This is a genomic window from Rhizomicrobium sp. (genome assembly GCF_056722145.1).
Map to the genome: position 1 here is coordinate 1 of NZ_JBWZET010000109.1, position 13740 is coordinate 13740.

Consider the following 13740-nt stretch of genomic DNA (forward strand, 5'->3'; position numbering starts at 1 on the left):
GCCCTATATGCCGCCGCGCTTTCGCCGGAGGGAAAAAATGGCTGGCATCAAGGCTAAAGTTACGGAGACGCTGCACCAGGGCTACGCCCAGACCATGGAGCTGAAAGGCAAATTGCTGGCCGACGAAAAGAGCCGTTATCAGCGCATTAAGATTTTCGACACCGTATCCAACGGTCGCGTCATGACGCTCGACGGCGTCGTCCAGATCACCACCCGCGACGAGTCCGCCTACGCAGAAATGCTGACGCATCTGCCGATGCTGGAACACGGCAAGGTGGAGCGGGTGATGATCGTCGGCGGCGGCGACCTTTCCATCGCCGACGAGGCTCTTAAGCATAAGAGCGTCAAGGAAGTCGTTCTCGTCGATATCGACGGGCGCGTGATCGAGCTGTGCAAGAAGCACTTCGGCGACATCAACGCCAAGGCGTTCCGCGACCGCCGCATGAAGGTGGTGGTGGCCGATGCCTTCGAATATCTCGCCCGCCCGGAAGCCAAGGCGCGTTTCGATCTTATCATCGGCGATCGCCCCGATCCGATCGGCCCCGGCAAGGCGCTGTTCGGCGAAACCTTCTATGACCGGATCAAAGTCGCCTTGAAGCCGGGCGGCTTCGCCACCTTCCAGACCGGCGTGCCGTTTTACCAGCCGTCGGAGATCACCGAGGCGCTGCACGACCTCGAGGCGCACTTCCCCAGGTCGGGTCTCTATCTGAGCGTCGTTCCGACGTACATCGGCGGCTTCATGGCGCTGTCTTGGGCCGGCAAAGGCGCCCGCCTCGGCACGCCAGCCGGGATCAAGAAGGCGGCGCGCGCCTTCAAGCGCCTGAAGCTCAAGACCGACTACTACAACCCCGCCATCCATGCCGCCGCCTTTGCGCTGCCGCAGTGGATTTCGCGTCTGGTGCCGTAAACCGCCCTGCCGGAAAGCGGCCGCAATTTCATCGGCCAATATCGGTTCTTCATCGGCCCGTCGTCCTTTCGGATGGCGGGCCGAATGCGCTTCTTGGCGATGCATTTCGCCTAAGGAGCTCACGATGTCCCGTTTCGCCTTTCTGCCGCTGACCGCGCTGCTGCTCGCCGCACCGCTCAATGCCGCGCCGCTCGACGTCAAGCACGCCGACCTCGATCTCGCCCGGCCGGGCGACGCCGTGGTCATGCTCGACCGGCTGCTGGTCGCCGCCGCTCCGGCGTGCAAGCGCCGCGACGGCTTCTACGACAACCTCCAGTGCCGCGCCGAAGTTGCAGCCGGCACGGTCGTCACGCTGAACGCCCCGGCCCTGACCGAGGCCTTCCATACGCGTTTCGGTGTTTCGCCTGAGAAGGTCGCTAAGCCGTAAGGCGGCGCCGAAACCGCGGCGGAGGACGCACACCCCCCCGTGTCCTCCGCCGCTTTTACCGCGGGCAGAGCGCGATCGCCTCGCTGGCGCAGAAATCGGGCCAGACCCCGCTCGACCGCCAGTACTGCGACAGCCCGATGCGATCGGCCACGGCGCGGAAGCGCGGATCTGCCCGCAAAGGTGCGGTCGGCGGCACCAGCAGATAGGCCGTCGGAACCGTCGGCGCCGCCAGCCACTTGCGGTCGCGCTCGGCCGCCGTCGCGCCGCTCTGGTCGGGATAAAAATGGTCGGCGAGCTGGAACGCCTCGTCGAGCCGGCCGAGCACCACCAGCGCCTGGAAGCAGAGGCGGTTCTGCTCCGGCGAGCGGGCGTCGGTGCGGACGCAATCGGCGGTCATGGCGGCAATATCGGCGGGGCGCCGGGTATGGATCGCCCGCGCGATTTTCGAGAAGGTCTGCGGCCCGTCGACCGGGTCGAGCTGGATCCGGACCGCTGAATCGGCGACGAGCGCCTCAGCCTCGCCCGGTGCGCCATAGAATGCCGCCGCCTCGAACGCCTTGGCTGCCAGCCACGAGCCGGTCGGAAACACCTTGCCGCCGCGTGCGATCAGCATCCGCGCCCGTGCGATCTCGCCCGACCACAGCCGCGAGTTGAGCGTCTTGGCGTTGATATCGGCGAGATAGGGGCTGGCGGCATAGGCCGCCTCCGCAAATCGCGCCGATTCCCGGAATTGACCGCTGTTCTGCAGGAATTCGACGCCGTACATCGAGGCGATCGGCGCTTTCGGCAGGATGGTGAACGCCTGACGCAAATCCTTGTCGCGCGCCGCCCAGTCGAAGGTCGGAATCGTCAGGCTGTGCAGCGCGTAGGCGTCGGCATATTGCGGATCGAGCTTCAACGCCATGTCGGCGGCCTGCCGCGCCTCGGCAAGCATCGCCGGCCGGCGGGCGGGCGGCGCCTCGCTGACCAACTTCAGCGCCGTGCGCACATGCAGGGCATAGGCAAAAGCATCGTCCGCCGCGATCTTTTCGCCGTCGCGGGCGATGTCGTTGGCGGCAAGAAAATCGCCGCGGCTCTGCATCAGATGCGTGGCGCGCAGCGCCCCCGCCATGACGCGGCGGTCCCACTTCGCCGTACGGCCGAATCCGGCGGTGACCAGCCATTCGAGCCCGGCGACGCGCCCCGCAACGTTCTCCGGCAGATCGGCTTCGTCGCTGATCGGGCGTTCGAGGTTCTCGGCCAGAAGTGTCGTACCGGTGGACCCCTCGATGATCCGGATCGCCACCAGATAGCGCCCCTGCTCGCGCCTTATCTCGCCATCGATGACGAAATCGGCAGCCAGCGCCTGCGGGGCGCGCGACTTGTCGGCGCCGCGGAACTGGAAGCTCTTGGTCGGCGAGATCACGTTGAGGCGATAGGCGCTCAGCATGTCGGCGATGCCGGCAGCAACCGAGTCGCCGAGATTCTGGGCGTTGGCGTCTTCGTAGAGCGGCGTGAACGGCAGCACCGCGATGGTAAACGTCCGCGGCGCGGGCGCCGGCCACTGCATCCAGACCACAGCCGCAACCAGTGCCAGCGCCACAGCCAACAGTGCCCACCGGCGGCGACGCGGTGGCAGCGCGACTCCAGCCGTCGGCTCCGGCGCGGGTTCGGGCAGGGCTTGCGGTATCAGGCGGTAACCGATCCGCGGCAAGGTCTCGAGGGCAAAGCCGCCATGGGTCTCGGCAAGGCGCCGGATACGGCCGATGCAGCGGTTGATGGCGTCGTCGCCCACCACCCGTCCGGCCCAGCACTGGGTGATGAGATCGTCGCGCGAAACCGCCTCGCCGGCGCGCCGCGCGAGTGCCACCAACACCTGCATTACCCGCGGCTCCAACAGCTCGCGCTCGCCGCCGACCACGACTTCGCGCACCGCCGGACAGATGTGGAGGGGCCCCAACGTGAAGGCCTCCTGTCGCGTCAGATCGATGTAGCTGTCGAGGGTCACGGCGGGTCTTTCGCAGCCGCCTATTCAAGGCACCATTGTGGTCGGATCAAGGCCCCGCCCCAGGGCATGGTGCCGCCGTTTCAGATCAAATGCGCCCCGACGACGCCGACCGCCACCAGCAGCACCGCGAGTCCGAGCGAAGCGGCAATCAGCGCCAGCTTGCCGAGGCGTTTGTCGGCCACAGGGGTCACTTCGATGAGCTGATAGCCGACCCGCGTCACGGTCTCGAGCCGGAAACCGCCGTGGCTTTCCGCCACTCGCCTCAGCCGCGCGATGCAGCGGTGGATGGCATCGTCGCTGACGGCGAAGCCACCCCAGCAGCGCGCCATCAGTTCGTCCCGCGACACCACCTCGCCGCGACGCGAGGCCAACGCCACCAGCACCTGCATAATACGGGGCTGCAAGGTTGTGCTCCGCTCGCCGGTCGCGACCTGGCGCGTGGCCGGGCTCACCGTGAGCGCTCCGAGGCGAAAATCCGGCTCTTTGGCCAGAATGATTTGGTCCGTCATCGCACGCATCCACAGCTCCCGCGGGGGCAACCCCGCTCAAAAGCCTTCGACTCGACGCATCCTCCCTGGACCGGCTGGTTATAATCTCGCAACTGCACAATCGTGTAAACGAAAGCGCAAATGCATTTTGCCGGGGATTTTGGCGTCAACATGGCCAAAATCGCAGCAATTTATGTTGCAATGCAAAAAGATCGGAGCCCGATCGGGCGTGATCGGCAACAGATCGGGCCGAAGTCCTTTCAGATCGGGTCCTGACAGCGCTGTCTTATGGTCCTGCGGTTCGCGTTGGACCGCCCGGCCCGAAAGCCGGTCACTGCACAAGGAGAACAACACCATGCTGAAGATTGTGGGCACCGCTCTTACCGCCGCCGCCATGATGGTCGCGGCCGCCCATGCCGGCTCTGCCGACTTGATCCGCAAGGACGTGCAAGTCGTCTATTCCGATCTCGACCTCTCCACCGAAGGGGGCGCGCGCCAACTGCTTGGCCGCGTCGAACACGCCGCTGCCATCGCCTGCGGCACCTCCCCCAATTTCTACTCCATCTACAGCGTCGCTCCGGCGCTGGCCTCGCAGGAGTTCAACACCTGCCGCGCCAATGCCGTCGACACCGCGATGAAGTCGCTCAAATTCCCCATGGTCCAGAAGATCTACGCCAGCGCCGACGCGCCCTATCTGCGCCTCGCCCGCAAGTAAGCTCTTTGCGAGCGCGCAGCCCGGGCGGAAAACCGCCGCACACTTTTCCTGGCTGCGCTCCTGAGCCCACATAAACTTACGGGCGGACTCGCGAGAGCCCGCCCGTTTTCACATTTAAACGACGGCGCGCTTAGTTGACGTGCGCCGAAACCTCGAGACCGATGACCCGCGGATCGCTGACGAAGCCGGTGTTGTCGTCGAAGTCGATGGCGCCCTGCAGGTTCGGCTTGTTGGTCAGGTTGCGCGCGTAGGCCGCCACCTGGAAGCGCTTGTCGGGGAAGACATAGCCGAGCTTCAAACCGCCTTCGTAGTTGCCGTTGGTGTGGAACTCCTTCGACTTGTAGAGGAAGAAGTTGGTGTAGCCCTGCAGCCACCAGTCGGTATAGGCGAACAATTCGCCGCCGTTCGACAGCGGATAGCTGTAGCGCGCCGTCAGCGACAGGCTGTAGTCCGGCGCCTGCGGGAACGGATTGCCGTTGAGCACGGCATTGCCGCCGACCACCGGATTGGTGACCGTGCACTGGGCGCAGATCGCCGTCGTCAGGTTGGGGTCCCGGATCTCGGTATGAGTCCAGGCTGCACCAGCGGTGAACAGAAGATTGTCGGTCGCCGCCCATTCCGCATCGGTTTCGAGGCCGTAGGCCTGGCCGGCGCGCGCATTCATCAGCTTGACGTTGTTGCCGCCGCCGCCGATGGCGGAGAACTGCATGTGGCTGACGTAATATTCGAAACCGTCGATGTTGAGACGCAGGCTCTTGTCGAACAACTCGGTCTTGAGACCGGCCTCATACGACAGGATGGTTTCGGAACGGGCCGTGGAATAGGTCGAGCCGAACGCCATGTCGCGACCCTGGATCGAAGGCGCGCGGAAGCCGGTCGCAGCCCGCGCATACGCTTTCACCGTGTCGCTGAAGGCGTAGTCGATCGACAAATCCCAACTGACGTTCGCGCCCGACAGCCGCACCGGGTCGGTGATCGGCGTGACCAAGCCGGCGCCATGGGCGGTGAGGCCCTTGGTATCGGCGGTCCAGCGCACGCCGGCCGTCACTTTCAGCTTGTCGGTGAACTGGTAGCTCGTCTGGCCGAACAGCGCGTAGGAGACGTTGGTCTGGCGCACCGTGGTGTGCGAGGTCGGGTTGTTGGTCGGATCGGTGTAGGTCGAATCCGCATAATCGGTGTCGAACCAGAAACCGCCGACCTGCCAGAACCAGGGACTGCCCGTCGCCGAGGCGAGATGGATTTCCTGGGTATACTGGTGCAGGTAATCGAGGCCGTCCTGCGATTCCGACGGGAAGAAGATCACCCCCGGGCCGGTCACCGTATTGCCGCCATCGATGTCGCCGCGCGAATAGCCGTGGGTATATTCGTAGCCGGTGATCGAAGTCAGCACGACCGGACCGAAATCATACGCGATCTCGGCGTTGGTGCCGATGCCATTGTACTTCTGCGGGTTGTTGCCGCCGGCATCGAACCACACCGTGCGGTGCTGGTAGTTCGCATTGAGATGGTTGTCGCCGGGACCGACGATGTTGGCGCGGAAGATCGCCGCGGTACCGTCAAGCGAGCGGAAATGGCCGTTCAACAGCACGCTGAGGCGGTCGACCGGCTTCCACAGCAACTGCAAACGACCGGCCTTTTCATCATAACCGCCGAGGGCGTCGTTCTGGCCGGTGTAGCCGTTATTGATGTAGTTGTCGCGATGCTGCCACAGACCGGAAACGCGTGCCGACAGCGTGTCGGTGAGCCCGCCGCCCGCCGCCGCATCAATCGACGCGGTGCCGTATTGGCCGTAGGAGCCGGTGAAGTGCGAATCGAAATCCTGGCTCGGACGCACGGACGTGAATTTGATGATGCCGGCGGTGGTGTTGCGGCCAAACAGCGTGCCTTGCGGTCCGCGCGACACTTCCACGTCACCGACGTCGAAGATCGGCGACGATTTCAGGATCACGTTCTCCATCACCACGTTGTCCATGATGATCGACACCGGCTGGGAGGCGGCGAGATCGAAATCGGTGTTGCCGAGGCCGCGGATATAGAAGCGCGGCGCCACGCGTCCGTTGGAGGATTCGGCGTAGACGTTCGGCAGATGGTTGGCGATCGCCTTGATGTCCTCGCCGGACTGGAAGATCGCGTCGACGTGCGAGGTGTCGAGCGTCGCCACCGACATCGGAACGTCCTGGATGTCTTCGGCGTGACGCTGCGCCGTCACCGTCACCGATTCAACTTGTTGTGCGAACGCCGCGCCGGCCAACACCGTCGACAGCAAAAGATAGGAAGAAATTGTTTTTAGGTGGGTCATTTTACCCATGTCACCCCGTCGCATGCCAATCGTGTCAGCCTTGTGGCAGCCAGCTTTGGCGACCTAAGGCCACGATCTGCGACCGAGATAGGGGGATGGTCATGGAAGTGTCAATTGACGGAGGCTGCGCGCCGCCACGCTTTACCGCTGCCTGTGGCGCGATCACTACGCACCTGTGCGCAAACCTGTTGATTGTCACAATTGAACTGTCACAAAACGCAGCAGGATGATGACTCAATGGGCAGGTTCTATGTCGGATGATCTTCCCGCGCCTGAAATTCGCGAGGCCGCGCTGTACCGTTTCTTACGGGAGCTGGGAATCGCGTGGACTACGATCGAGCACACACCGGTGTTCACGGTGAGCGACTCCGCCGGCATCTACGAGCGCCTCAGCGGCTGCCACACCAAGAATCTCTTTCTCAAGGACAAGAAAGGCGGGCTATGGCTGGCTGTGGTGCGAGCGCATCTGAAAGTTGATCTGCCAGCGCTTGCAAAACAGCTTGACGCACCGCGCTTCTCGTTCGGCTCGGCAGAGCTGCTCGCGACGACGCTCGGCATCACGCCCGGATCGGTGACGCCATTCGCGCTGATGAACGATACCGCCCAGCGCGTGCGGGTGGTGCTCGATGCCGCCATGCTCGAGGACGCGCCGCTCAACTTCCACCCGCTGCGCAACGACCGCACCAGCGCCCTCGCCGCGACCGACCTGGTGCGCTTCGTCGAGGCCACCGGTCATACCCCCGTGATCGTGCAAATCCCGGAAAAGGAAGGCTGATCCGGCCCCCTCCTCCCCCCTTTTCTTTCCCGCCAGCAAAGCCCATGTTGAGGGTGCAATTCAGGGTTCTTAACCATGGTTTTATTCGGTTCCGGCAACGCTTCGAGCAAGGACGGCAAAGCCGGCGCAGCGAGCCCCTTCATCAAGGAGTCGTCGCTCGCTACCTTCGCCGCGGACGTGCTGGAAGCCTCCAAAGACGTGCCGGTCATCGTCGATTTCTGGGCGCCGTGGTGCGGTCCCTGCAAGCAGCTCGGCCCGGCACTGGAAAAGGCCGTGATCGCGGCGAACGGCGCGGTCATGCTGGTCAAGATCAACGTCGATGAAAACCAGGAAATCGCCCGCCAGCTGCGCATCCAGTCGATCCCGACGGTTTATGCCTTCCGCAACGGCCAGCCGATCGACGGCTTCATGGGCGCCCTGCCCGACAGCCAAATCAACCCGTTCGACCAGGGACTGGCCGGCGGCACCGGTGCCGCCCACGATCATGCCGCCGAAATTCTCGAAATCGCCCAGCAGGCGTTCGAGGCCGGTGACATCGGCCAGGCGGCGCAGGCTTATGCCCATGTGCTGCAGGACGAGCCCGGCCATCCCAAAGCGGTGGCGGGACTGGCGCGCTGCTACCTGAAAGGCGGCGATCTCGAACGCGCCAAGCAGACGCTGTCGCTGGTGCGCCCCGAAGACGAAAAAGACGAAGCAGTGCGCGCCGTGGCGGCCGAACTGTCGTTGCGCGAAACCGCGGCGGCGGCCACCGGCAAGAATGCCGAACTGCAGGCCAAGCTCACCGCCAATCCCAACGATCATCAGGCCCGTTTCGATCTGGCGCTGGCGCTCGAAGGCGACGGCGACCGCGACGGCGCGATTGCCGAACTGCTCGACATCGTCCGCCGCGATCGCAAGTGGAACGAGGAAGCGGCGCGCAAGCAGCTGGTGACCCTGTTCGAAGCGATGGGCCCGACCGATGAGCGCACCATCGCGGCGCGGCGCAAACTGTCCTCCATCCTGTTCTCGTGATGCCATGGCATTTCTCTACAACACGCTCGAAGACCTGCCCGAAACGCTGAACGTGTTTCCGCTGTCAGGAGTTCTGCTGCTGCCGCGCGGGCAGTTGCCGCTCAATGTGTTCGAGCCGCGCTATCTCGCTCTGGTCGATACGGCGCTGGCCGGCGACCGGCTGATCGGCATGATCCAGCCGACCCAGAACGAAGAGAAGGTGCTGAAGCCGACCCTTGCCGCGGTCGGCTGCGCCGGACGCATCACCGGCTTCCGCGAAAGCGAGGACGGGCGCTATCTCCTCACGCTCACCGGCGTCGCCCGCTTCCGCGTCGCCGAGGAATTGAAGACCGACACGCCGTTCCGCCGCGTCGCCGCCGATTTTTCGTCCTTCACCGATGATCTCACGGCGCCCGACGATTCCGATTTCCCGCGCGAACGGCTGCTGACCTCACTGAAGGATTATCTGTCGCGGCGCGATCTCAAGGCCGATTGGAAAAGCGTGATGAGTGCCCCTCCGGAAACCCTCGTCAACGCGCTCGCGATGCTGTGCCCGTTCGAACCGGCGGAGAAGCAGGCGCTGCTCGAAGCGCCGGCCTGGGACGAACGCGTCGACACCCTGATCGCGCTTCTGGAAATGGCCAATGCCGGACCGCAAGGCCCGGTATCGCTGAATTGACCCCGATGGAACCCGATCCGAAACTTCTCGACGTGCTGGTCTGCCCCGTGACCAAGGCGACGCTGATCTACGACCGCGCCAAGCAGGAGCTGATCAGCAAGGCGGCGGGGCTCGCCTATCCGGTGCGCGGCGGCATTCCGATCATGCGCCCCGACGAAGCGCGCGAACTGTCCGACGAGGAGCGTGAATCGCGATGAGACCGTGGCCGACCGAACTGCGCCTGTCCCCCGACAAGCGCACCCTGACGGTGACGTTCGACAGCGGCGAGACGTTCGCACTGCCGGCGGAATACCTGCGCGTCGAATCCCCCAGCGCCGAAGTGCAAGGCCATCGCCCATCGGAAAAGCAGACGGTGGAGGGCAAGCAGACCGTCGCCATCACTGCGATCGAGCCGGTCGGCAATTACGCCGTGCGCCTGGTGTTCGACGACGGCCACGATTCCGGGCTCTACGCCTGGGACTATTTCCACGAACTCGGCCGCGAGAAGGACAGCCGCTGGCTCGCCTATCTCATTGCCCACGGACGCGATGAATAGGCGGGCGACACTTCGGCCAAAACGACGGCGGATGGCCGTCATCAAGGGCCAGGATTTCACCCGCTGGACCGACTTCTATCATTTCGTGCTGACCGTGCCGTGGAGCGTGTTCTTCCTCGGCATGGCGGTGTGGTTCTTCCTCATCAACGTGGTGTTCGCGTTCGCCTATCTCGCCGATCCGAACGGCATCGAGCACGCCCGCCCGGGCAATTTCTGGGACGCCTTCCTGTTCAGCGTCCAGACCATCGGTTCGATCAATTACAGCGTGATGGTGCCGAAGAGCATCTACGCCAACATCGTCGTGGTGGCCGAAGCGTTTTTCGGCATCCTCAACCTCGCGCTTGTCACCGGCGTGGTGTTTTCGCGCTTCTCGCGGCCCTATGCCCGGGTGCTGTTCTCCCGCGTCGCGGTCATCACCGATTTCGACGGCACCCCGACGCTGATGCTGCGGGCGGCGAACCAGCGCGGCAACCAGATCCTCGACGCCAATATCACGATCAATTTCGCCTGGCAGCAGACGACCCGCGAAGGCATGGTGATGCGCCGCTTCTGCGAACTGGAGCTGGTCAGGCCGCGCTCGCCGCTGTTCGCTTTGTCGTGGACGGTGATGCACCGCGTCGATCACGACAGTCCGCTCCACGGCGAAACGCCGGAAAGCCTGTCGGAAAAGGACTCCGAGCTGATCGTGCTGCTGTCGGGCACCGACGAGACGCTGGCCGAAACGATCTTCGCACGCCATTCCTACAAGCCGCACCAGATCCTGTGGCGCCACCGCTTCGCCGACGTCCTGTCGCGCAACGCCAAAGGCCGTCGCGTGGTCGACCTCACCCGCTTCCACGCCACCGAGCCGGACGAAACGACGTATCAATAGAGGCACACGCACCAAAGGCGCGCCGGCCACAATTGGCGGCACGCCTTACTGATGCGGAGAGCGTGGTCAGTCGTCGGTCAGGCGATAGACTTCCAGCTTGCAGACGTCGATGTTGCGGCGGACGATTTCGGTCTTGTCCTTGAAAACGACTTTGAAGTCGAATTTGCAGTAGCCGCTGCCGTCGTCGAAATTGACCACGACCGAGTCGCCGGGCATCAGCACGTCGCGACCGAGAATGTCTTCTTCCCAGTTGTTGGTGCCGATATTCGAGCCATAGAAATGGTAAACCGGCGTGCTCGTTTCGTTGATGATTTTGACGCGGCGATCAGCGTTTTCGGCGAACGCCGGAACGGCCATCATGACGGAAAGCGCGGCAACGGCCACGACCATGGCGGCGCCGCGGCCTTTGCGCAGCAGCTTCGCCAATGCGGAAAGCACCATATTTTCCCCCTATTATATGTCCCCAGTGCAGGCTGATACCAACCCGCACGATAGTAGCACGGCGACTTCGCGTGTCACGAAATTTGACAATGCCGAGCGTCCAAAGTCTTTGAGGATCACTCTCAAAAAATCTACGATGCCGCTGTGTGCCGGGACAATGGGCAACGGTCCGACCCGCTATTTGCGCCCCATCGCCTTGGCTTCCATTTCGGTGATCGGGCCGTCGGCGAAGAGATATTCCTTCAGCTCCTTGTCGAAGCGCGGCTCACCGCGGCGCAGCCATTCGAGCAGCATCGCGGCGTGCTCGATTTCCTCGTCGGCATTGTGCAGCAGGATCGCCTTCAGCGCCTGGTCGTCGCAATCGTCGGCGCGCTGGCGATACCAATCGACCGCTTCAAGCTCCTCGCGCAGCGAGGTGATGGCGTAGTGCAGATGCGCAGTCTTGCGTGACAGCTTGTCGGCCGGAATATGAATGCCGGCGCCGGCGGTTGCGACCGGCATCACCGGTGATGGCGCCGTGACCGGCATCGGCGCAGCAACCGGCGCCACGGCAACGGATTTCTTGCGGCGGAAAAATTTGAACATGGCAGCCCCCATCAATCCCAGGCCGTGAGCTTAGCGGCCCGGCCGGCGAATTCAATGCGAGGCGGCGTTTTCCGTGGCGGAAGAGGATCAGAACTCCGTCCAGTCGTCGGCCGCGGGATTGACGGCCGGGGCGGCACGCCGTCCGCCGGCGACCGCCCGAACGGGCTGTTTGGCCAGCGGTTTGGCCAGCGGCTTGGGAGCCGTCGTGCGGATCGGCGCGCGCGCATCGCTGCCGACCTGGAAGAACGACACCAGCCCCGCCAGCGACTGGGCCTCACCCGCCATTTGGCGCGAAGCCGCGGTCGACTGCTCGACCATGGCGGCGTTCTGCTGCGTGACCTGATCCATCTGGCCGACGGCGGCGTTGACCTGCTCGATACCGCTCGACTGCTGCTCGGCGGCCTGGGCCATTTCCGTCACTAGCGAATTGATCTGCACCACCTGCTCGACGATGTGCTTCAAGGCCTCGCCGGATTCGCCGACCAGCTTGACGCCGGTTTCGACATGATCGCCCGAGGTCTTGATCAGCGCCTTGATCTGCTTGGCCGCCTCCGACGAGCGTTGCGCCAAAGCGCGCACTTCCGAGGCGACCACGGCGAAGCCCTTGCCGGCATCGCCCGCGCGCGCCGCTTCGACGCCGGCGTTGAGCGCCAGAAGATTGGTCTGGAACGCGATCTCGTCAATGACGCCGATGATGTCGGTGATTTGCCGCGACGACTGCGCGATCGAATCCATCGCATGGACGGCGTTTTCGACCACCTGACCGCCCTTCTCCGCCGCCGCCTTGGCCGCCGTCACCGACGTACGCGCCTCCTTGGCGTTGCTGGCGGTCTTCTTGACCGTGGCGGTGATCTCTTCCAACGCTGCGGCGGTTTCCTCAAGCGAAGCCGCCTGCTGTTCGGTGCGGCGCGACAGATCGTCGGCGGCGCTGGTGATTTCCGAAGCGCTGGACGAAATGCTGCCGGCATCCTTGAGCGCGGACCTGAGGGTTTCCTGCAGCCGGTCGAGCGCCGCGTTGAAATTCACGCGGATCTCGTCGTACTTGCCTTGCAGGGTCATATCGATGCGGGCGGTGAGATCGCCTTGCGACAGCTTCTTCAGGCCGCCGGCGACTGCATCCACGACGACCGCCTGCTCCTGGTGGATTGCGGTCAGATCGGTCAGCCAGTTCACGACTTTGACCAGCTTGCCGTTCAGGTCGTAGACCGGCGTGTAGTTCGACAGCACCCAGATGTCGCGGCCGCCGGCCGCCTTGCGCTGGTAATTCTGCTCCAGGTACTCACCATGCCCGAGGCGCTTCCACAGCTCGCGGTATTCCGGGCTCTGGGCGTGTTCCGGGGTGACGAACATGCTGTGATTGCGGCCAATGCACTGGCTCGCCTGATAACCCAGCATGTCGAGGATGTTCTTGTTCATATAGAGGATGGTGCCGTCGGGCGCGTATTCCAGCACATGACGGGTCTTGCTCAGGCCCTCGACCTTCCAATTCAAGTCGTTCAGTTCGGTGAGCAGGCGCCAGCCCGCGACGAGGCCCATGCCGGCACCGGCCAGGACCAGCAATCCGACCACGATCATCGCCGTCGTGCCGCCGGTACCGGCAATGAAATAGAGGTACCACAGCACCGCGGTCGGAACGGCGAAGGCGCCGAATAGAGCGGAGAGGCGGAGCTTTTGCGTTGACGTCTGGACCATCGCGATGCCCTGGCTGGTTGCTGAGCGGATTCAGTGCCATGGGCAGTTTTATTTTCTGGTTAATGAGATCGTTCGCGAACGTCGCACCGATGCCAAATATGACAGTGATAACCGCATGTTGGCGGGCACTTGCGGAGCCTTTTCGGGCTTTTTTGCCGACGAGCGGGTTCCGGTGTGCGGCGCAACAATCGTTCAGCAGCGCGGGCTCGAACGTTCGGCTTGTGACGGGGAGGTCCAGCCGCTAAAACCCGCCGGCCATGGAAGCATTCACACACCTCGCGGGCGTTGCCGCCCCCCTGCCGATGATCAACGTCGACACCGACATGATCATCCCCAAGCAATTCCTCAA

General features: G+C 63.8%; 15 protein-coding genes and 1 pseudogene. 10 read left to right on the forward strand and 6 right to left on the reverse strand.

Annotated features, from left to right (window positions below; genetic code table 11):
* Nucleotides 1-907, forward strand: a 907-nt coding sequence (gene speE / locus AC1P6P_RS05990) for a polyamine aminopropyltransferase (RefSeq protein WP_481401525.1), incomplete at its 5' end; no start/stop codon positions are given.
* A gap of 124 nt (nucleotides 908-1031) precedes the next feature.
* Nucleotides 1032-1334: a UrcA family protein gene (locus AC1P6P_RS05995; protein ID WP_481401526.1), complete on the forward strand. Its 303-nt coding sequence runs from the start codon at nucleotides 1032-1034 to the stop codon at nucleotides 1332-1334.
* Nucleotides 1335-1389: 55 nt separating this feature from the next.
* Here AC1P6P_RS05995 and AC1P6P_RS06000 read toward each other — a convergent pair whose 3' ends face one another.
* Both AC1P6P_RS06000 and AC1P6P_RS06005 read right to left on the reverse strand, forming a co-directional pair.
* Nucleotides 1390-3321: a winged helix-turn-helix domain-containing protein gene (locus AC1P6P_RS06000; RefSeq protein ID WP_481401527.1), complete on the reverse strand. Its 1932-nt coding sequence runs from the start codon at nucleotides 3319-3321 to the stop codon at nucleotides 1390-1392.
* Between the two features lie 80 nt (nucleotides 3322-3401).
* On the reverse strand, nucleotides 3402-3830 hold the full coding sequence (locus tag AC1P6P_RS06005) for a winged helix-turn-helix domain-containing protein (protein ID WP_481401528.1): 429 nt from the start codon (nucleotides 3828-3830) through the stop codon (nucleotides 3402-3404).
* A 334-nt stretch (nucleotides 3831-4164) separates the two neighbouring features.
* Between AC1P6P_RS06005 and AC1P6P_RS06010 the strand changes: the two genes are divergently transcribed.
* Nucleotides 4165-4524 (forward strand): UrcA family protein, encoded by a 360-nt coding sequence (locus AC1P6P_RS06010; protein ID WP_481401529.1) that lies wholly within the window; start codon nucleotides 4165-4167, stop codon nucleotides 4522-4524.
* Nucleotides 4525-4654: 130 nt separating this feature from the next.
* On the opposite strand, the gene AC1P6P_RS06015 is transcribed toward AC1P6P_RS06010, so the two are convergent.
* A complete protein-coding gene (locus AC1P6P_RS06015; RefSeq protein WP_481401530.1) occupies nucleotides 4655-6832 on the reverse strand; it encodes a TonB-dependent receptor in 2178 nt (725 codons plus the stop codon).
* A gap of 217 nt (nucleotides 6833-7049) precedes the next feature.
* On the opposite strand from AC1P6P_RS06015, the gene AC1P6P_RS06020 reads away from it, so the two are divergent.
* The 6 genes from AC1P6P_RS06020 to AC1P6P_RS06045 all read left to right on the forward strand — a co-directional run bounded on the left by AC1P6P_RS06020 (nucleotide 7050) and on the right by AC1P6P_RS06045 (nucleotide 10673).
* A complete protein-coding gene (locus tag AC1P6P_RS06020; RefSeq protein ID WP_481401531.1) occupies nucleotides 7050-7598 on the forward strand; it encodes a prolyl-tRNA synthetase associated domain-containing protein in 549 nt (182 codons plus the stop codon).
* A gap of 75 nt (nucleotides 7599-7673) precedes the next feature.
* On the forward strand, nucleotides 7674-8609 hold the full coding sequence (gene trxA / locus AC1P6P_RS06025) for a thioredoxin (RefSeq protein ID WP_481401532.1): 936 nt from the start codon (nucleotides 7674-7676) through the stop codon (nucleotides 8607-8609).
* 4 nt (nucleotides 8610-8613) lie between these two features.
* Nucleotides 8614-9267 (forward strand): LON peptidase substrate-binding domain-containing protein, encoded by a 654-nt coding sequence (locus AC1P6P_RS06030; protein ID WP_481401533.1) that lies wholly within the window; start codon nucleotides 8614-8616, stop codon nucleotides 9265-9267.
* 5 nt (nucleotides 9268-9272) lie between these two features.
* Complete coding sequence (locus AC1P6P_RS06035; RefSeq protein ID WP_481401534.1) at nucleotides 9273-9464, forward strand: Trm112 family protein; 192 nt, start codon at nucleotides 9273-9275, stop codon at nucleotides 9462-9464.
* The gene (locus AC1P6P_RS06040; RefSeq protein WP_481401535.1) at nucleotides 9461-9802 is read left to right on the forward strand and encodes a gamma-butyrobetaine hydroxylase family protein; all 342 of its coding nucleotides are present in this window, start codon (nucleotides 9461-9463) and stop codon (nucleotides 9800-9802) included. Before AC1P6P_RS06035 ends, AC1P6P_RS06040 begins: the two co-directional genes overlap by 4 nt.
* Before the next feature lie 31 nt (nucleotides 9803-9833).
* The gene (locus AC1P6P_RS06045; protein ID WP_481401536.1) at nucleotides 9834-10673 is read left to right on the forward strand and encodes an ion channel; all 840 of its coding nucleotides are present in this window, start codon (nucleotides 9834-9836) and stop codon (nucleotides 10671-10673) included.
* A 66-nt stretch (nucleotides 10674-10739) separates the two neighbouring features.
* On the opposite strand, the gene AC1P6P_RS06050 is transcribed toward AC1P6P_RS06045, so the two are convergent.
* The 3 genes from AC1P6P_RS06050 to AC1P6P_RS06060 all read right to left on the reverse strand — a co-directional run bounded on the left by AC1P6P_RS06050 (nucleotide 10740) and on the right by AC1P6P_RS06060 (nucleotide 13391).
* Nucleotides 10740-11114: a hypothetical protein gene (locus AC1P6P_RS06050; RefSeq protein ID WP_481401537.1), complete on the reverse strand. Its 375-nt coding sequence runs from the start codon at nucleotides 11112-11114 to the stop codon at nucleotides 10740-10742.
* A gap of 177 nt (nucleotides 11115-11291) precedes the next feature.
* A complete protein-coding gene (locus AC1P6P_RS06055; protein WP_481401539.1) occupies nucleotides 11292-11615 on the reverse strand; it encodes an encapsulin-associated ferritin-like protein in 324 nt (107 codons plus the stop codon).
* A 171-nt stretch (nucleotides 11616-11786) separates the two neighbouring features.
* The gene (locus AC1P6P_RS06060) at nucleotides 11787-13391 is read right to left on the reverse strand and encodes a methyl-accepting chemotaxis protein (protein ID WP_481401538.1); all 1605 of its coding nucleotides are present in this window, start codon (nucleotides 13389-13391) and stop codon (nucleotides 11787-11789) included.
* 257 nt (nucleotides 13392-13648) lie between these two features.
* Between AC1P6P_RS06060 and AC1P6P_RS06065 the strand changes: the two are divergent.
* Nucleotides 13649-13740 (forward strand): annotated as a pseudogene (locus AC1P6P_RS06065) (3-isopropylmalate dehydratase small subunit); the annotation flags it as partial.